Source organism: Colwellia sp. E150_009, from assembly GCF_053543955.1.
Genome location: NZ_JBHFOM010000039.1, coordinates 25,590 through 44,595 on the forward strand (window position 1 = coordinate 25,590; position 19,006 = coordinate 44,595).

The 19,006-nt window shown below is 35.3% G+C and carries 16 protein-coding genes; 15 read left to right on the top strand and 1 reads right to left on the bottom strand.

The features are described 5' to 3' along the window. Positions 1–4 precede the first annotated feature (4 nt). The 10 genes from ACE1OF_RS15170 (at position 5) to ACE1OF_RS15215 (ending at position 10,838) form a co-directional block, all read left to right on the top strand. A complete protein-coding gene (locus ACE1OF_RS15170) occupies positions 5–1,336 on the top strand; it encodes an O-antigen ligase family protein (RefSeq protein WP_448895495.1) in 1,332 nt (443 codons plus the stop codon). A gap of 132 nt (positions 1,337–1,468) precedes the next feature. Further along, the gene (locus ACE1OF_RS15175) at positions 1,469–2,551 is read left to right on the top strand and encodes an acyltransferase family protein (RefSeq protein ID WP_448895496.1); all 1,083 of its coding nucleotides are present in this window, start codon (positions 1,469–1,471) and stop codon (positions 2,549–2,551) included. Between the two features lie 26 nt (positions 2,552–2,577). Then, positions 2,578–3,918 (top strand): phenylacetate--CoA ligase family protein, encoded by a 1,341-nt coding sequence (locus tag ACE1OF_RS15180; RefSeq protein WP_448895497.1) that lies wholly within the window; start codon positions 2,578–2,580, stop codon positions 3,916–3,918. Further along, positions 3,908–5,044: a glycosyltransferase gene (locus ACE1OF_RS15185; protein WP_448895498.1), complete on the top strand. Its 1,137-nt coding sequence runs from the start codon at positions 3,908–3,910 to the stop codon at positions 5,042–5,044. The genes ACE1OF_RS15180 and ACE1OF_RS15185 overlap by 11 nt, the downstream gene beginning before the upstream one ends. An 84-nt stretch (positions 5,045–5,128) precedes the next feature. After that, entirely contained in the window at positions 5,129–5,767 is a 639-nt protein-coding gene (locus ACE1OF_RS15190; RefSeq protein WP_448895499.1) for a polysaccharide deacetylase family protein, read from the top strand. A gap of 1 nt (position 5,768) precedes the next feature. Then, a complete protein-coding gene (locus ACE1OF_RS15195) occupies positions 5,769–6,980 on the top strand; it encodes a glycosyltransferase (RefSeq protein WP_448895500.1) in 1,212 nt (403 codons plus the stop codon). Positions 6,981–6,991: 11 nt separating this feature from the next. Beyond that, a complete protein-coding gene (locus tag ACE1OF_RS15200; protein WP_448895501.1) occupies positions 6,992–7,513 on the top strand; it encodes a serine O-acetyltransferase in 522 nt (173 codons plus the stop codon). A gap of 3 nt (positions 7,514–7,516) precedes the next feature. Continuing rightward, complete coding sequence (locus ACE1OF_RS15205; protein ID WP_448895502.1) at positions 7,517–8,677, top strand: glycosyltransferase family 2 protein; 1,161 nt, start codon at positions 7,517–7,519, stop codon at positions 8,675–8,677. Next, on the top strand, positions 8,677–9,849 hold the full coding sequence (locus tag ACE1OF_RS15210) for a hypothetical protein (RefSeq protein ID WP_448895503.1): 1,173 nt from the start codon (positions 8,677–8,679) through the stop codon (positions 9,847–9,849). Before ACE1OF_RS15205 ends, ACE1OF_RS15210 begins: the two co-directional genes overlap by 1 nt. Beyond that, positions 9,846–10,838, top strand: a complete 993-nt coding sequence (locus ACE1OF_RS15215) for a polysaccharide deacetylase family protein (RefSeq protein WP_448895504.1) — start codon at positions 9,846–9,848, stop codon at positions 10,836–10,838. The genes ACE1OF_RS15210 and ACE1OF_RS15215 overlap by 4 nt, the downstream gene beginning before the upstream one ends. 16 nt (positions 10,839–10,854) lie before the next feature. Here ACE1OF_RS15215 and ACE1OF_RS15220 read toward each other — a convergent pair whose 3' ends face one another. Continuing rightward, positions 10,855–12,258: a TIGR03013 family XrtA/PEP-CTERM system glycosyltransferase gene (locus tag ACE1OF_RS15220; RefSeq protein WP_448895505.1), complete on the bottom strand. Its 1,404-nt coding sequence runs from the start codon at positions 12,256–12,258 to the stop codon at positions 10,855–10,857. Positions 12,259–12,578: 320 nt separating this feature from the next. On the opposite strand from ACE1OF_RS15220, the gene ACE1OF_RS15225 reads away from it, so the two are divergent. The 5 genes from ACE1OF_RS15225 (at position 12,579) to ACE1OF_RS15245 (ending at position 18,678) form a co-directional block, all read left to right on the top strand. After that, positions 12,579–13,217, top strand: coding sequence for an XrtA/PEP-CTERM system exopolysaccharide export protein (locus ACE1OF_RS15225; protein WP_448895506.1), 639 nt, complete (start codon positions 12,579–12,581; stop codon positions 13,215–13,217). 338 nt (positions 13,218–13,555) lie between these two features. After that, the gene (locus ACE1OF_RS15230; RefSeq protein ID WP_448895507.1) at positions 13,556–15,145 is read left to right on the top strand and encodes an XrtA system polysaccharide chain length determinant; all 1,590 of its coding nucleotides are present in this window, start codon (positions 13,556–13,558) and stop codon (positions 15,143–15,145) included. A 3-nt stretch (positions 15,146–15,148) separates the two neighbouring features. Next, positions 15,149–16,051: an XrtA-associated tyrosine autokinase gene (locus tag ACE1OF_RS15235; protein ID WP_448895508.1), complete on the top strand. Its 903-nt coding sequence runs from the start codon at positions 15,149–15,151 to the stop codon at positions 16,049–16,051. After that, on the top strand, positions 16,011–17,624 hold the full coding sequence (locus ACE1OF_RS15240; RefSeq protein WP_448895509.1) for a TIGR03016 family PEP-CTERM system-associated outer membrane protein: 1,614 nt from the start codon (positions 16,011–16,013) through the stop codon (positions 17,622–17,624). The genes ACE1OF_RS15235 and ACE1OF_RS15240 overlap by 41 nt, the downstream gene beginning before the upstream one ends. Before the next feature lies 1 nt (position 17,625). Further along, a complete protein-coding gene (locus ACE1OF_RS15245; RefSeq protein WP_448895510.1) occupies positions 17,626–18,678 on the top strand; it encodes an XrtA/PEP-CTERM system-associated ATPase in 1,053 nt (350 codons plus the stop codon). Positions 18,679–19,006 lie beyond the last annotated feature (328 nt).

A 19,006-nucleotide genomic window follows, 5' to 3' on the forward strand; every position in this document is an offset into this window, starting at 1 on the left:
ATTTATGGCAAAATATTTTCCCACTAATGAAAAAAATGCTGGTTTTGCATTTTTCTGTCTGTTTTTGTACACTATTTCGGTATTAATTAGACCGCACGAGTTTTCTTATGAAACTTCGCATTATATTTTTATTAAAATATTTGCCATTTTAGCGTTCTTATTTACGCTAATATCGCTTAGGCCTATTAAATTTTTGCCACAACATTATATGTTATTAGGCTTTACGCCTTTGATTATGATTTCTGCCTTTTTAAATGGCTGGGGTGGTGGCGGAATAATAGAAGCACAAAAATTCTTTGTTGCTTCAATCATCCCTTTTTTCTTGTATAGCAATTTAATCACCTCTATCTCTCGCCAAAAAGTGCTGATGTACGTTTCATTAGCCGCTGCATTAATTATGATTTATAACGGCTACTTACAACAGACATCTTTTGATGGAAACATGGGTTATGGACTTGGTGATTCTGTGTCGGTTGGTAGAGCAGAAATACGTATTACCTACTTAGGCTTTTTTGGTGATCCTAATGATTTAGGCATGTTTTTAATAATGAACCTTGCTTTTCTTGGCTACTTTTATACTGAAAAGGGCAAAATCAATAAAATGCTTATGCTCGCTATCTTTGTATTATTTTGTTATGGCGTATTAATGACAGGCTCACGGGGCACAATACTTGGCTTACTAGGTGTTATTTCTGTTTATTTTTTACTGAAAAAAGCAGGCGCTAAGCTTATTCTCTTTGCGGTAATTCTCGCGCCTATTGCTGCAACATTAATGTCAAAATTTGGTGGGTTTTCTTCATCTGAATCGTCAGCAAATGGCCGACTAGAAGCTTGGTACGCAGGTATACAAATGCTTATTCATAATCCTGTGTTTGGTGTGGGCAAAGGTAACTTCATGGATCATCATGGACTAGTTGCTCATAATTCATATATTCATGTTGCAGGAGAAATGGGAGTTCCGGGCTATTCTCTATGGGGCGGCGTTATTGTTTTATCTATGCTTGCTGGGTATCGAATTAAAAAAGAATTCAGCACTTGGGATGATGAAGCGGTGACTCAAGACAATAAAACGTTATATGCAGCAGAAGTAAAAATGAATCAAACACTGTTTTTTTCAATGATTGGCTTTATGATCACCGCATTCTTTTTAAGTCGTCAGTTTACGCTATTATTGTTTATTTTCTTGGGCATGCAAACGGCTAGTCATTTAAGACTGATAAAAATACGGCCCGAATTAAAAAATGAGTTGTTCAATAAAAACATGATCTTTAAGTGTATGGGGTATTCATGGTTTATTATTGTTGCTGTATATATGGCGCTTAAGGTAGGTTTATAATAAAACTAAATAAGAACATTTAACTTTTTATTTCACATAATAATTAAAATCTTGAATCAAGTTAATTGCTTAGCTCAAGGTTAACCGTTCAACTTTTCATTAAAAAGAAGGTTTCTTGTGCCAGCAGTTACAATGAGATATTACTATATGGATGCTATGCGTAGCATTCTGATGATGTTAGGCGTTTTTATACACTCAGCACAGGTGTTTAATCCCAATCAGCGTTGGCTTGTGTTAAGTGATAATACCCATCCTTTTTTTAATTATGTGGTCACTTTTATACACTCTTTCAGAATGCCTGCTTTTTTTATAATTTCTGGTTTTTTTTGTTTAATGATGTTGCAGCGGCAATCAGTTAAGCAGTTTAGTAGTAATAAAGTACAACGCATTTTAGTTCCTTTATTGACCACTGTTTTTACGCTTAATTTATTACAAAGCATTTTTTTAAGTCATGTTAATAATCAATCTTTTTCATTTGAGGTGTTTTTTACTTCAGGAGATTGGCTTGCCCATTTATGGTTCTTAATTAATTTACTTATCTATTTTTTTGTTGCAGTTTCTATTACTTATTTTTTTGCTGGTGTCATTAAAAAACACCGTGCCATTTTTAATATTATTGAAAAGCCCCCCACTGAACTGTTATTAATTTTACTGCCTTTTTGTTCACTTGCTATTGTTGCGTTAAATAAAATAGGTATTCCGTTATATTCAATCTTTTTCACCGTTTTAGACGTTTATCAAATTGTTTCTTATATACCATACTTTATTTTTGGCATGTTACTTTTTCATTCTCATGATTTGCTAAAAAAATTCAGTACAGTACACTTTGCAAGCCTACTTGGCTTAATTTTAGTAGCGTACCTGTTACAGTTTATGCTTCCTTTTGACAGTAAGGTGTTAACGTATTTTGTCAATATATACTCTAAAAGTTTAATCGCTTGGGTTTCGTCATCAATCATATTTAAGCTTTTTTATATGTATGCGAATAAGCCGTCAAAAACATGGTTATTCCTTTCAAACTCAGCCTATAGCATTTATTTGTTTCACAGCATAATCGTTGTATTATTAGCGGTAACCTTAGTAAAATACAATGTAGCTCCAGCGCTCAGCTTTTTAATTTTGATAGTATGTACGGTTGCAATTACACTTTTAATTCATAAAAAAATCATTTTACATTTCAAAACGATACGTTTCTTATTTAATGGAAAATATTAACTCTTTTGGCTTTAAGGAAAACCTATATGTATCCAGCTTTATTTAAAAATTTAATACTTCCTTTGTATGAAAAAATAAAAGGAAAAAAGCTGCTTACTTATATTAATCAATACCAATCTCATCTGTCTCTTTCAAAAGCACAGTTAGAAAAACACCAATGGCATGAGTTAAAAAAGCTCCTTCAACATGCTTATGACAATACTACGTTTTACCCTGAAATATGGGCAAAAGCAGGCTTTCACTCAGTTGATGATATTCAATCTATGGCTGATTTTGAAAAACTGCCTTTTGTTACCAAAGATGATATTGCCAAACATTATCAAGCATTAGTTGCTAAAAATTATTCAAAAAACATTAAAAAAGCCACGGGAGGCTCTACAGGGCAACCTTTTAGGTTTGAGTTAAATGTTGATAGCAATACCCGACGCGAAGCCATTATGTGGCGTGGTTATGGTTGGTTGGGTGCTGGCCTTGGCGTGAAAACACTGTACTTATGGGGCGCAGATATTGGGCAACCAACCAAGTTAAAAGCCCTTAAAAATAATTTATATCATGCGTTTTATAACAGGAAAATGCTGAACTCGTTTGCCATGAATGCAAACAATATGCATGAATACGTTGATGACATTAATCGTTATCGTCCCAAGGCATTAGTGTCTTACGTTAATCCGTTGTATGAATTAGCTAAATATATTATTGATAATAAGTTATCGGTATTTTCGCCAAAAACTATTTTAACTGGCGCGGAACCACTGCATGATTTTCAACGAGAGGTGATTGAAAAAGCCTTTAATTGTAATGTGTACAATACCTTTGGCTGTCGTGAATTCATGCTAATGTCGGCTGAGTGTAGAGAACATAAGAACCTGCATATTAATATTGACCATTTAGTGGTAGAAACTGTTTCAGAAGATGGCTTGGCAATTACAGGTGAAAGTGGCGACTTAGTGGTTACTGACTTATATAACTATGGTATGCCGTTAATTCGGTACCTTAATGGCGACAGAGCAACGTTAGTTAATTCTTCTTGTGGTTGTAATAATCCGTTACCCATTATGAAAAGTATTGATGGGCGAAAACTCGATATTATTAAAACCCCTTCGGGTAAAAAAATTCCTGGGGAGTTGTTTCCTCATTTATTTAAAGAATTTGAAAACATTACGCGTTTTCAAGTCAAGCAAAGTAAAATTAATGAGTTAGACATTGCCATGATTATTAATCAAAAATTGTCTGCTGATGATGAACAAAAAATTAAAGATGAAATAAATAAGTATGCCGATAACGAACTAACACTCCACTTAAATTTTGTTGATGATATTCCATTAACTGTTAGTGGTAAGCATAGGGTAACTATTTGTGAAATCTAGCAACAAACCCTCGTTGGTCATCATTACTAACCTCTATCCGCTTCCTTGGGAGCCAAATAGAGCCACCTTTAACAAACAACAATTCGAGCTTTTGCAAGATGATTATGACTTAAGTATATTGATTCCCGTTGCCTTTCCTGAATGGTTTAAGCAGAGAAAGCAAATTAAACAAAGCTCTCATACACGTTATGTTCCTTATTTTTATTTACCTAAAATTGGCCGACGCTTTTATAGTGTATTTATGTTTTTGTCTATTGTATTACACAGTGGCGTTTGGTTAAAAAAACGCAACCCAAGTACAATAATGGCAAGTTGGGCTTTTCCTGAGGCGGTTGCTGCAAGTTGGTTAAGCCGTTTATACAAGACTAAGTTCTTTTTTAAGGTGCATGGTAGTGATATTAATTTACATGGAAAAATTCCTGCTAGATCAAAGCAAATTTTAGCCGCTGCCAATACGGCTCAAGGTATATTGTCGGTGTCTAAAGCGTTAGCCCATGAATTAGAAATTATTGGTGTAGACCCCAAAAAAATAAAGGTGATTTATAACGGTGTAAATCACGATAAGTTCGGTTTAGTGCATTCTGCCAAAATCCCTAATGACTATTGTCTTTATATTGGCAACCTTAAACACGATAAAGGTGTAATGGAGTTAATTGAAGGCTTCAATCAAATTAAGGAACAGCATCCTAATTTACATCTTGTGTATGCTGGTTCTGGTGTTATGCATAATAAGCTAATACAGTATGTAAGTGCTCACAACCTTATTGAAAGGGTTACTTTTCTGGGTAATGTTGCCCACGACAAATTACCTGCATGGTTGTCAAATGCTACGGCACTCTGCTTACCAAGTTACAATGAAGGTGTACCTAATGTGGTATTAGAGTCTATGGCTGCTGGCACACCAGTTTTAGCAACCAGCGTTGGCGGTATTCCAGAGGTGGTTGATGAAAATATTTGCGGAAAGTTAATTTCACCTAAAGATGCTAATGCTGTTGCAAAGGGGTTGAATGCGTTATTAAGTTGTCAATGGTCACGAGAGAAAATACAACAACATGCTTCACAATTTACTTGGCAGAAAAATAAAACACAACTTATTGAAATGCTAAACGCAAATGACAACGAGTAACAAAATAGCTTTGTTCCGCTCACAATTTTGTTACACTGCATAAACGGACACTTATATTCAAAATGTTAATTGGATTTTCATTTAATGATTCAGCAGGTTAAGCTTTTTATTCGCTCTTATTTATTGCCTGACAGGCTTTTTTTATACGCTAAATCGCGTCGTAAAAAAGCCCTGTTTTTAACGTTTGACGACGGCCCTGTTTCTGGAGTAACTGAGTCGCTATTAGATTTATTAAAAGAATACAATGTAAAAGCGACTTTTTTTGTTCTTGGTAAATGCGCTGAAAAAGAGCCCGCATTGATGTATCGTCTTTATAACGAAGGGCATACCATTGCTAACCATTCTTATAGCCACCCTAATTTTACTAAGCTAAACGATATAGAGCAGCGCAACGAAGTTAATAAAACTAATGATATTATTAGTCAAACAACCAATAGTTCATGTCAATTGTTTAGAGCACCTCAAGGTCGATGGAACCTTAAGTTAATGTATTTTTTATGGAAAGAAAAAATAACCGCTGTACATTGGAATAGAGACTCTTTAGATTTCAAAAAAGAGCCTGCTGAGGTAATAATTAGTCGCTTTAAAAAACAGCCTGTTAATGCTGGCGATATTATTTTATTTCATGATGATAATAATTTATGCATTTCAGTATTATCGCAATTAATTCCACTATGGCAATCACAAGGATACACCATGGATAAATTAGTGAGTCAAAACTAATATGAATATACTTTTTCATCACAGAACACGGGGTAGAGGCGCGGAAGGCGTTCATATTAGAGGCGTAGTAAAAGGACTAAGAGAACTAGGTCATAGCGTCGCTATTTTATCATTACCTGGCGCTGACCCTGAAGACGAAGAATTGGCTGTACCCAAAACCATAGAAGTTACTCATTCTTTACCCGATGAAAAAAGCAAACCACAAAAAGGTTTTTTATCTAAACTGGCAGGGCTAACCACACACTTACCTGAATTTGTTTTTGAGTGGGTTGAGTTGTTCTTTAATGTTATTTCATATTTTCGCTTACGCCGTGCAGTTAAAGACCATAATATTAATTGCATTTATGAGCGTTATTCTTTATTTCTTTTTGCCAGTGTTTGGTGGGCAAAACGAAACAATGTACCAATTGTATTAGAAATTAACGACTCTTGTTTAGTTCATCGCGTTAGACACCTTACGTTTAAAGGTTTAGCTCGGAAAATTGAAGAATGGATTTTTAGTAATGCCACTGGCTTAGTATTTATTTCAAGCCATTTTCAACGTGTAGCAGCCAAGGCATATCCTAATATTTCTCCTTCTGTTGTTTCTCCTAATGCCGCTGATTTAGACAAATTTATTATTGATAGAGAAGCAGGTATTGCTTTACGTGAGCAGTTAAATATTCACGATAAAGTTGTGGTTGGTTATGTGGGGGCATTTGTTCATTGGCATGGCATAGATTGGTTTGTTGATATGATTGTTGAGCAGTTAAAGTCTCACCCCAAACTTGTGCTACTGCTTGTTGGTGATGGCGTGTGTTTTGAACCCATTAAAAAACGCATTCAAGAGGCAGACGTTGAGTCACAAATAATTCTACCTGGTAGGGTTGAACATGCTCAAATTCCTGCGTACTTGTCGGCAATGGACTTTGGTATTTTGCCTGATTCAAATGACTATGGTTCGCCAATGAAATTATTTGAGTTTATGGCGATGGAAAAAGGCATGGTGGCACCTGACTTTTCGCCTATTGCAGAAGTGGTTAAACACAATGAAACCAGTTGGTTATTTCCAGCAAATAATAGAAAAGCCTGTGTCGATTTAACCTTATCACTGGTTGAACAACAAGCGCAGCAAAGGCAGGTCGGCTTAAATGCAAGAAGTTACATTGAAAAAGAACGTCAATGGCGTCACAATGCCGAGCAAATCATAAACTTATTTAACTTAAAAGTGTAATTTCAACGTTAATGGAATATTTAAAAGCAGATTTGAAACAAAAACAAAAGATTTTTGCCGAAGACGGATCACATGTCAGCATAATACGCATATTGATGTCTGACGGCACCAGTGCCAATGTTATTTATAGAATTATGCGTTGGTTTGCTATGCATAACCTAGCAATAATCGCCTATTTGTTTCAATGGCTAAATAAGTTATTAAACGGCTGTGTTATTGGGATAGGGGCAGACTTTGATAAAGGTTTTGTCATTATGCACCCCGTTGGTATTGTCATTAATTCCAAAGTGAAAGGCGGCCAAAACATCACGTTAGAAAGCGGGGTTGTTATTGGTGACGAGAAAGGTAAATCACCTCACTTTGGTGAAAATATATTTATTGGTGCAGGTGCAAAAGTTATTGGGCAGCTTGTCGTTGAAGACAATGTTAAAATTGGTGCTAATGCCGTATTAACTAAAGACGCGCCTATGGGAGCTACAATGCTAGGTATTCCCGCAAAACCCTATCAAAAAAATATGAGTAAGGATGTGTAGTCAATGGAAATAATATTTTGGACTGCCATCGGACTCATTATTTACAGTTATTTTATTTATCCATTTTTGCTTATTATTTTCAGTACGATTAAGCAAATTTTTGTTAATAAAGAGGCAACCGAAGAATCACTTGTTGAAGATGATAAGTTACCTAATGTTACTGTGATTATTGCAGCATACAATGAAGACTCTTGTATTAAAGCACGTGTAGAAAATTTACTTTCTCTTGATTATCCCCAAGACAAATTAACCATACGCATTGGCTCTGATGGTAGTTCTGACAACACAGCACAAATACTTGAAAATATTAATGCGACAAATTTACATACTCACATTTTTGAACAAAACCGTGGAAAAATGAGTGTGCTTAATGATTTAGTTGCCAGTGCTACCGATGAAATATTGGTAATGTCGGATGCAAATACTCATTTTACCCCTGATGCGATTAATGCCTTAGTAAAACACTTTCAAGATGACTCTATTGGTGTTGTTTGTGGTGAGTTAAACCTTGTTGATGCTGAATCAGGCATTAATAAAGACGGAATTTACTGGCGCTATGAGCAAGTTATTAAGTTTCATGAAGCTAAATTAGGTGCATTACTTGGCGCCAATGGCGCCATTTATGCTATTAGAAAATCTCTTTATATGCCTTTACCCGCCAATACTATTGTTGATGATTTTCAAATAGTGATGAATGTTTCGAAACAGAAATTTAAAACCATTTATGATCATTCAGCGACTGCCATAGAAGAAGTGGCACCAAATTTGGCTGAAGAAGAAGGCAGAAGAGTACGTATTGGTTTAGGTAATTATCAAGCTTTTTTTAAAATGTTATGGGCATTAAATCCCTTATTAGGTTGGCGTTTTATTGCTTATGTAAGCCACAAAGTATTACGGTGGTTTGTGCCCCATTTTATGGTTATTGCTTTTATTAGTAATATTGCTTTACTTTCAGAGACTTTCTATCAGTTCACTATGCTTGGTCAAGTTATTTTTTATGGTGTGGCGTACTGGGGTATTAAGAAGCAAAAACAAGACATAGAAATTAATACCTTAGCCTCATTGATTGCTTTTTTTGTGTCTATGAATCTTGCGTTAATGCGGGGATTTATTCGTTATTTTAATTCTAACGTTCAAGGTAGCTGGCAGAGGACTTCTCGATAATGATTATTTTTACTTTCTTTATTCTTTTTCTCTGTGGGGTTGCCGCATTTCTTGCTATTTTAAAGAAAAAAAACATGCTTAATTGGATGCCGCAATACGTGAAGCAATACAGTAAGCGAACGGCTAAATCTGATAAAACAATTCATTTACTCTTTTCAATTGTTGACCATTACGAACCACAATGGGGAAAACCAAATGATATTGAAGTGGAACGTGCTCGTGTTGACCGTTGGTTAAGTGACTACCCTAAAATGGCAAAAAAACACTTAGATGCCGATGGTTTTCATCCGCAACATACCTTCTATTATCCAGAAGAAGAATATCGTTATGAGCATTTAAATAAAATTGCAGATATTTGTCAGCAAGGCTTTGGGGAAATAGAGCTACATTTGCACCACCATAATGATACTGAAGAAAACTTACGAGGCTTATTAACGTCTTTCTGCCAAACTCTGCACAACGAGCATGGCGCGCTCAGTAAAGATCCTGAAACTGACGAACTCGTTTATGCTTTTATACACGGTAATTGGGCACTAGATAATTGTGACCCTAGTGGCAATAATTGTGGCATTAATAACGAACTATTAATCTTAAAAGAAACAGGTTGCTATGCTGACTTTACTTTTCCTTCAGCTCCCCATCCAACCCAGCCGTCTACCATCAATAGTATTTATTATGCTAAAGATGATCCATTAGCTCCTAACTCCCATAACACGGGGGTTCATGCTAAAGTTAAACAAAAGCCTTGGGGCGACTTACTTTTAATTAATGGCCCTTTGATGCTCAATTGGAAAAAGCTGAAAAAAGGTATTTTCCCTCAAATAGAGAACTCTGATCTTAGAAGCGGTATGGAACCCACTAATGATCGTGTAGATTTATGGGTAAAATCTAATATTCATGTAGAAAATAGACCCGAGTGGCGTTTTATAAAATTACATACACACGGTACACAAGAAAAAGATATGGATGTTTTGCTAGGAAAACCTATTGATGACATGTTCACCTACCTAGAAAACAACTATAACGATGGGGAAAACTACGTATTACACTATGTAAACTCAAGAGAAATGTATAATATTGTGAAAGCTGCTGAAGACGATAAGGATGGTAACCCCAACCAATATAGAGATTATATTTTGCCTCGCCCACAATTTAAAGTTAACTATAAATGACATTAGAATTAATTAAAAGGCAAATTGTCAAACGCGGTAAATTAGCTAATATACTATGGCCGTATAGAAGTAATGGCTTATATTGCTTTAATTTTCATCGTATTGGCAATGCTAGTCAAACAGAGTTTGACCCTTGCGTTTATTCATGTGACGGTGATAATTTTCAACTTTATTTAGAATTTTTCCAATCTAACTTTCGTATTATAGACCTAAAAGAACTCTGTTCAATTATTAAAACAGGTGAAGCCATTAATGAAAAGCTGGCTTTAATCACTTTTGATGATGGTTATCGCGATAATTATGACGTTGCTTTCCCTCTGTTGAAAGCTATGGATATTCCCGCAACGTTTTTTGTAACGACCAGTTTAATTGGTTCAAATATTGTACCTTGGTGGGACGAAATAGCCTGGCATGTTAAGCAATTTTCAGGTGAGTCATTTAAGTTAAGTATTTGGCCAGATGCTATTACGCTGCCTGATAACAGAGATGCCAATGTGATTCGTCGAGTGTTAAGCCGAGTAAAATCATTTCCTGCCCAAATCAACTTACAATTAGCCGAATTAAGGGCTCTTACAAAGAAAGAAATTCCCGCTAATATTGCTGATAACTTATTTATGAAATGGGAACATTTAAAAGAATTAGAAGAAAATACTGTTAGCGTAGGTGCGCATTCTCATACACACCGTATTTTGTCTTCATTATCTGATACAGAACTTATTTATGAATTGACGGAATCAAAACGCCTATTGGAAGATTATTTAAAGTTATCCATAGAAAGCTTGTCTTACCCTGTAGGGGGAGATTCCACTTATAATAATACAATGTTTAAGCTGTTAGATGAAATTGGCTATAAAGCCGGCTTTACCTTCCGTAGTATCATCAATTGCAGTATTAAGGCTAACCAGTTTGAGCTTGGAAGGCTCTCAATAGACAGAGCCTTTGATGAACAGTTTTTAAAAGAAATGATCCTCACGTCTCCTAAAGTGTAATGATATTCAACTGCTTTTAACGACCTTTACCAAATAAGACTATTTCAACCGTTCTGATTAAAATAAGAATATCTAACATAAAACTGCGGTGTTTAATGTAATAAAGATCATATTTCAGTTTCTCCAAGGAATCGGCCTCAGTAGCACCATAGGGGTATTTTAATTGTGCCCAACCTGTTAAACCAGGCTTAACATTATGGCGCTCATTATAATAAGGAATATTTTTAATGAGGTTTTGAACAAACTCTGGTCGTTCTGGTCTTGGGCCAACAAACCCCATGTCGCCACGCATAACGTTATAAATTTGAGGTAGTTCATCTATACGGTATTTACGTAAAATATTACCTATTTTAGTAATACGCGGGTCATCTTCCGAAGCCATTTGCGCACCAAATTTTTCTGCATCTAAACGCATGCTTCTAAATTTAATAATATTAAACGGTTTACCATCTAAACCTACACGTTCTTGATAATAAAAAATTGGTGCATTAAAGCCTTCGTCCAATTTAATTAAAATAGCAGTTATTAACATAATTGGCCAAGTTAAGGCAAAAAGAACAAACGCCATTGTTGCGTTAAAAATCCAATCTAAGGTATTACGAAGGTGGTTTAATGAAGCAAAACCATTTGAATAAATAACCCAACTAGGATAAATAAGATTAACCGCAATTTGCCCTGTTTCTCGTTCAATAAAATCTAAAATTTCAGTAATTTCAATACCACGAATTTTACAAGCAAATAACTCATTAATGGGTATGTTGTTTCGTCGTTCATCACTTGCCACCACTATTTCATCAATATGATGCTCAAGCGCATAACTCACCAATGAACCATCAAGATCAATTCTAGTTTCTTGTTTAATACCTTCTTCTGCGTCACCGTCCATTACGATATAGCCATGCACTGAAAAATTTTGTCTGTCGACATCTCTGCGCATTCTTCTTTCTATTATTGACGCTCTTTCTCCAGCACCCAACACTAAAATAATGCGTTTATTAAAGCCAAAGAAATCTATTTGACAAGTTAAATAACGAAATATACTAACAATGATAAAACTCACCAGTGAAGCAACAGCCAATACTTCAATAGGTAGCGCATATTTACCATAAAAAGGATTAACGATAGTAAGAACGAAAAAGGCAACCGCAACACACATTAACACTCGACGTATAACGCCCCTAAAATTAACCCGTAATTTAGAATTGTATAAACCTAATGCTAAAGACGTTAATTGGTTAAGCAAAGCAAAAACTAAAGCATAAATAAGCAAGTAATTGTCTGGTATAGCAGGTAGATCAATAAAACCCAAAAAACTATTGATATAAATAGCTAACGGTACTCCCCCTGAAAATAAAAGGAATTCAATGATAATTAAAGATTTACTTGCAACTGATAAATCGCGAAATTTAGGGCTAGACATAAGAGACTAGATTTCCTTGATTAATGATATGTTTATTGAAATAAGCTTCATCTTACAGCGATAATCAATTGATGTAGAGTGACTTATTCTGATACTAATTATTTTATAATATAAGGATGATATATGCTTAACCCTTTCAATTTATTTGCCACATTAGACACATAAATCCTTATACTTCAATAATGGCCGAATGATTCTAGCAAAAATACAACGAAAGTTAACGCTTTATTTACCGAGGTTAAACTGTAGCATATCAGAAAAAAATACCATACAATCAACAGCTGAATTAAAAATAATTTTTAATGTAAAAGGTATGAACCATGGATAAAAATTTTACCAAATCACTCAAAGTAGTTTTGACTTTATTTTTAGTACAAATCATTTCTGCCTGTTCCACCACACATAGTTTACCAACGGCGACCATACACCCTTCAAATACAGCCGATATTAACTCGTATAAATATCTGATTGGCGCTGGAGATGTATTAAATATATTTGTTTGGCGTAACCCTGAAGTTTCAGGGTCTTTTGTTGTTCGTCCTGATGGCATGATCACAACTTCGCTTGTTGAAGATATTAATGTGGCTGGTAAAACACCCACTGAACTTGCGCGCTCTATTGAACAAATTTTAGCTACTTATTTAAGAGATCCTATTGTTACAGTAACCGTTAATAGCTTTGTTGGGCCATTCAGCGAACAAATTCGCGTTATTGGTGAGGCAGCACAACCACAAGCCATTAATTATACTCAACACATGACATTGCTCGATGTAATGATAAAAGTAGGCGGCCTAACAGAATTTGCCGACGGTAATGACGCCGTGTTAGTAAGAATAGAAAATGGTCAACAAAAACAATATGAAATTATGATTGATGGCTTATTAAAAGACGGTGACATCAGTGCTAACATCGACATGTTACCAGGCGATATCATTATCATTCCAGAAGCATGGTTTTAAATAATTGTAGGTTAGACTTCAGTCTGACAACGCGGAATGAATTCCGCCCTACACGGGATGTAACTTAATATAGGTTAGAATTTATTCTGACAAACGCGGAATGAATTCCGCCCTACAGGAGATGTGACTTAATGTAGGTTAGAATTTATTCTGACAAACGCGGAATGAATTCCGCCCTACAGGAGATGTGACTTAATGTAGGTTAGACTTCAGTCTGACAACGCGGAATGAATTCCGCTTGAAAATAATGCGGCTTAATGTAGGTTAGACTTCTGTCTGATGATACGGAATGAATTCTGCCATACCAATGATATATTGAATGAAGGTTAAAGTTTAGAATGCAAGAAATAATTGATGAACTACTAGATTATTTAAAAGGGATTTGGATTAAGCGTCGATATATCATTATATCAACTTGGCTAATATGCCCTATTGGTTGGGGTATTGTATCTACTATGCCTGATGTTTATGAATCTAAAGCACGAGTTTATGCAGATACACAATCAATTTTAGCACCATTATTAAAAGGTTTAACGGTTCAAACAAATCCTGATAATCAAATTAACCTCATGATTAAAACCTTGTTAAGTCGCCCTAATCTAGAACGTATTTCACGTATGACGGATTTAGACATTCAGGCAGAAACACCACTACAATACGAAAATATTATTAACCGTTTAAGAGAAAATATAAAAATAGTTAAAACTCGAGGTAGAGATAATATATTTACTATTTCATTTGAAGATAAAAATCCTCAAATGGCTAAAAATGTTGTGCAATCTTCATTAACAGTGTTTATAGAAAACACACTTGGCGAAAACCGCACAGATTCAGATTCTGCGCAAAAATTTTTAAAAAGCCAAATTGCTGAGTATGAAAATAGACTAAGTAGTGCCGAGTCTCGTCTAACCGAATTTAAACAAAAATACAGTAATATGCTACCTAATCAGAATGGCGGCTATTATAGCAAACTCAATATTGCTAAAGAGCAATTACAAACAATTGAATTAGATTTGTTAGAGGCAGAAACTCAGCTTAAATCAGCTAAGGAGCAGTTAGGCACTGTACCAACAGAATCAACTAATGCTCAAAATAAAATACAAACATCTAGCTCTATTAAAACCAGTTATGATGACCGTATAGCAGAATTAGAGCTTTCTTTAGATTCTTTACAGTTAAGATATACAGACCAACACCCTGATGTGATTGAAGCTAAAAAACGTTTAGAGCATTTAGAAAAACAACGAACAAAAGAAATTGATGAATACCTAGATGTTACCAGTAATGATGAAAATGGTGCTTTAATTACCAGTCAAAACCCTGTTATACAGCAATTACAAATTCAAGTTAACCAATATGAAAATAATGTTGCTTCAATCAAAGTTAGAGCAAATGATTTCCGCACTAAAGTAAAAGATTTAGAAAATAAAATTCATGTTTTACCTGAAATTGAAGCTGAGCTTATTGCACTCAATCGAGGGTATAATATTACTAAAAAGAAATATGAAGAATTATTAAATAGACAAGAAACAGCTAAGTTAGCCCAGCAAGCCGATGAGAATACAAATAAAATTCAATTTAAAGTGATTGATCCGCCAAGAGCAGCAACAGAACCAACGGGGCCTAAAAGAATTTTATTCTTTATTATTGTAACGATTGTTGGCTTTGGTACAGGAATAGGTTTGTCATTGCTAGTGAGCCAAATATCACCTGTTACCACTTCAACATCTCAACTATCTAAAGCCACGGGCGTGCCTATTTTTGGCATTGTGTCAGCAAGTGACAATTTAGGTCTGAAAAAGTGGCATAAAAAGAAAACCATAATTTTTATTATTTCAAACCTAATACTGTTAGGTATTCTTATTATGTTTATGAGTTATTTTTTATTTCCTGATACCATTCAAGCACCATTAAAAAGGATGTTTTAAGTCGTGAATACTATAGAAAAAGCATTAGCTAAGCAGAAATTGTCTGCTCAAGATAATAAAGACAATCTTAAAGCTGAATCATTAAATGCTCAAAATCAGGATGCGTTAAAAACATCAACAGCTGAGCTAGAAACTCAGCACTCAAGTATTGTTAGTAACAGCAAGAAAGAAACGCTAACATTAAATGGTGACAGTTTAACTGCACGTGGGTTTATCTATGGCACAGGCAGTGCTCATCATATTCAAGAAGAATTTCGCCATATTAAACGTAAATTATTAAATAATGCTTTTGGGCCTGCAGCCAAAACATTAAAACACAGTAATTTAATTATGGTAACCAGCTCTAACGCTAATGAAGGTAAAACCTTTATTTCTATTAACCTCGCCTTAAGTATCGCGCTAGAGCAAGAAAAAACTGTTTTATTGGTGGATGCTGACGTATTAAGACCCAGTATTCATAGAGAATTAGAATTTGAAAGTAAACAAGGTTTACTTGAGTACCTACTAGACGATGTTACCTCATTATCTGATGTTATCTATAATACCAATGTTACTAATTTAAAAATAATTCCTGCTGGCAAACCACACCATTTAACCAATGAATTACTTGCCAGTACCAAAATGGCTACATTAGCTCAAGAGCTGGCTCAGCGCTATCCAGATCGAATTGTTATATTTGATTGCCCACCAATATTAGGTGTTACTGAAACACCAGTATTATCGAGTTTAGTTGGGCAAGCCGTGGTAGTGGTTGAAGAATCTAAAACAAAATTGGAGGATGTGAAAAAAGCAGTATCACAACTTCATGAAGATATCGCTATTGGTTTTGTAATGAACAAAACTGTTAGATCTAAAAAGGATGAATATGGTTATTATGGCTATGGCTACGGTAAGAAACATTCATAATTTTCGTACTGCCAACGTTTTAACAGTTATCTCTTGGCTTGCTATTTCAACACCAGCTATTGCTGGTGAATGGCGGTTTGTGCCCCATGTTGGTATTGAAGAAACCTATACTGATAACGTTGAACTAACAACTGTAGATACTGTTTCTAGCCTAGTTTCTCAGGCTATTATCGACTTAAATGCAGAATACTATTCACCTTTGGCGAGTTTTTCACTTTCAGGTAAGAATAATAACCTTTTTTTCAGTCATGATAGCGATATAAATGACAGCTATTTAACACTTGACGCCCAAGGACAACTTCGCTTAGGTACTAGTGGAGTAGAACTTATTGCGAGTGCAAAAATTGATAATACTAATAGAAACTCGGCCAATAATGGTCTGGCCGATTTAGTTTCTGGTGATACGGTACAGTCAGAATCCTACTCAACGGGCCTTAGATATACCATTAATAACAGTGATTTTTCTTTGAACTCTTCACTAACCTACAATATTCAACAGTTTGAAGATGGTATTGGAGAGTATAATGGTGTATCAGCTGCTATAAATGCAAGAAATAACAATAATGCCCGTTTGACTTTTTGGCAACTTACGAGCAGCTTTTCAACAAGAGATCAGGATTATGCGGGTGAAACAAGAACTACTGATCAATATAACATTGAAGCTAAATTAGGATTAGTTACTTCATTAAATTTAAATCCTTTTATCCGTTTTTACGATGAAGACTTTTCTGGTGATTTACCTAATCAAAATCAACAAACAACGGCTTCTTGGGGGCCAGGTGTTCGTTGGTTAATTTCAGACCATTTAACGATAGACTTTTCGTATAATATTGTTGATGATGATACGGTTAGTGATGATTATGTGGCAACGTCCATTCAATGGGAGCCATCAGCAAGAACCTCATTATTTGCTAGTTACAGCAAACGTTTTTTTGGTGATTCATATAACCTTAACTTACAACATCAAACAAAACGCTTAATCAACACCATCACTTATAATGAAAGTTTACAGGTGTTTGACCGAAACAATTATGAGCAAATAAATGTTGGTTTTTTCTGGTGCCCTCAAAATATAGATCCAAGCAATACTTTGCAATGTTTTGCTCAAGCAGAACAACCAGCAAGTGGTGATTTTAGGTTAGTGAACTTTTCTTACTTGGACCGCGTAGAAGGTAATGAATTTTCGTTAAATAAAAGTCTATCATGGGCCTCTACCCTTCAACTAGCTCGCACTTCATTTAGCTTCAATACATCGGCTACTAGACTAGAACGAATTGAGTCTCAAATAATAAATGATACGTTAGGCGTTTCTTTCGCTATAAAAAGAAAAATTAGTGGCAAGAGTAGCCTAACCTTTTCAACAAAGTATGATTATAGAATTTTTGATAAAAACAATCCTGAAGGTAGTCGACAAGAAGATTATTACAGAACAATTTCAGCAACCTACACAAAAAACTTAGCTTCATCACTAACAAGCGCCTTTACGATTCAGCATCTAAATAGAGATTCAAATCTCGAACAATATACCTACGATGAAGCTCGCGTAATAGTTAACGTAACAAAAGAATTTTAATATGTATGAAAGTTACTATGGTTTTACAGAAAAACCATTTCAATTAAGCCCAGATCCTCGATTTTTCTTCGCCACAAGCCACCATCAAAGGGCTCTCTCTTATTTACAATATGGCTTGAACCAAGGTGAAGGTTTCATTGTTATCACTGGGCCTATTGGTACGGGAAAAACAACCATAGCGCGTAATTTGTTGTCTTCTATAGGTGACGACAACATTGTCGCGGCTCAATTAGTAACCACCAAATTATCTCCTGATGAATTACTTGAATTGGTGGCTGCTGAGTTCAAAATCACCTTAAAAGGCAATAGTAAAGCCGAAGTGTTGCGTAGTATAGAAAGCTTTTTAATTCAACTACACAAGCAAGGAAAGCGCGCCTTACTACTTGTTGATGAAGCTCAAAACTTGCCATCAGAGACAGTTGAAGAGCTGAGAATGCTGTCAAATTTTCAACTGGATGATAAACCGCTTATTCAAAGCTTTTTGCTTGGACAAGAAGAGCTTAAAGACATTATACAAGCTCCAAATATGGAGCAATTTAGGCAGCGCATTATTGCTTCGGCTCATTTACAACCTTTAAGTGTACAGGAAGTCAAAAGCTATATTAATCACCGCTTACACCAAGCGGGCTGTAAAATGGAGCCTTTATTTTCTGATGACTCATTTGAAGTTATTCATCGCACTACACTAGGCGTACCTCGTAAAATTAATATTTTTGTTGATCGTTTACTACTCTTTGGGTTTTTAGAAGAATTAACGCACTTTGAGGTTGATGATATAAACAAGGTTGCAGAAGAGATGTCAGTTGAACTAACAGGCTCTCTAAGCTCAAAAGTGCTTGAAAACAATCAACATACTAATCAATCAGAAAGCCAACAAGTTATTGTGAATTCGTCAGAGAATGTTGAAAATATTAAAGAGGTTTTACGAGAAGTTGAAGAAATATTAGAAAGTAATATTAAGCAGAAAATAAAGATGGCACGTTATGTTGATAAATTACTAAAACAGAAAAGCCGTCAATATGCAGAAGAACAAGTAAAACAAGATAACCTGTAGGGCGGAATTTATTTCGCTTTGTCAGAATAAATTCTAACCTACATTAAGCCGTATCGCCTGTAGGGCGGAATTCATTCCGCATTGTCAAACTGAAGTCTAACCTTCATTAAGCCGTATCGCCTGTAGGGCGGAATTTATTCCGCGTTGTCAGAATAAATTCTAACCTACATTAAGTTACATCCCGTGTAGGGCGGAATTCATTCCGCTTTGTCAAACTAAAGTCTAACCTTCATTAAGCCGTATCGCCTGTAGGGCGGAATTCATTCCGCATTGTCAGACTGAGATCTCATACACATCCAACTCCGCCCAAGAGTGTAAGGACCGAGTG

Bases quoted from the DNA above. Each gene is read 5' to 3' on its own strand.
- ACE1OF_RS15175 (WP_448895496.1), top strand. From the start codon at position 1,469: ATGAGATATTACTATATGGATGCTATGCGTAGCATTCTGATGATGTTA.
- ACE1OF_RS15215 (WP_448895504.1), top strand. From the start codon at position 9,846: ATGACATTAGAATTAATTAAAAGGCAAATTGTCAAACGCGGTAAATTA.
- ACE1OF_RS15225 (WP_448895506.1), top strand. From the start codon at position 12,579: ATGGATAAAAATTTTACCAAATCACTCAAAGTAGTTTTGACTTTATTT.
- ACE1OF_RS15230 (WP_448895507.1), top strand. From the start codon at position 13,556: ATGCAAGAAATAATTGATGAACTACTAGATTATTTAAAAGGGATTTGG.
- ACE1OF_RS15205 (WP_448895502.1), top strand. From the start codon at position 7,517: ATGGAAATAATATTTTGGACTGCCATCGGACTCATTATTTACAGTTAT.
- ACE1OF_RS15210 (WP_448895503.1), top strand. From the start codon at position 8,677: ATGATTATTTTTACTTTCTTTATTCTTTTTCTCTGTGGGGTTGCCGCA.
- ACE1OF_RS15200 (WP_448895501.1), top strand. From the start codon at position 6,992: ATGGAATATTTAAAAGCAGATTTGAAACAAAAACAAAAGATTTTTGCC.
- ACE1OF_RS15245 (WP_448895510.1), top strand. From the start codon at position 17,626: ATGTATGAAAGTTACTATGGTTTTACAGAAAAACCATTTCAATTAAGC.
- ACE1OF_RS15190 (WP_448895499.1), top strand. From the start codon at position 5,129: ATGATTCAGCAGGTTAAGCTTTTTATTCGCTCTTATTTATTGCCTGAC.
- ACE1OF_RS15180 (WP_448895497.1), top strand. From the start codon at position 2,578: ATGTATCCAGCTTTATTTAAAAATTTAATACTTCCTTTGTATGAAAAA.
- ACE1OF_RS15195 (WP_448895500.1), top strand. From the start codon at position 5,769: ATGAATATACTTTTTCATCACAGAACACGGGGTAGAGGCGCGGAAGGC.
- ACE1OF_RS15170 (WP_448895495.1), top strand. From the start codon at position 5: ATGGCAAAATATTTTCCCACTAATGAAAAAAATGCTGGTTTTGCATTT.
- ACE1OF_RS15220 (WP_448895505.1), bottom strand. From the start codon at position 12,258: ATGTCTAGCCCTAAATTTCGCGATTTATCAGTTGCAAGTAAATCTTTA.
- ACE1OF_RS15240 (WP_448895509.1), top strand. From the start codon at position 16,011: ATGGTTATTATGGCTATGGCTACGGTAAGAAACATTCATAATTTTCGT.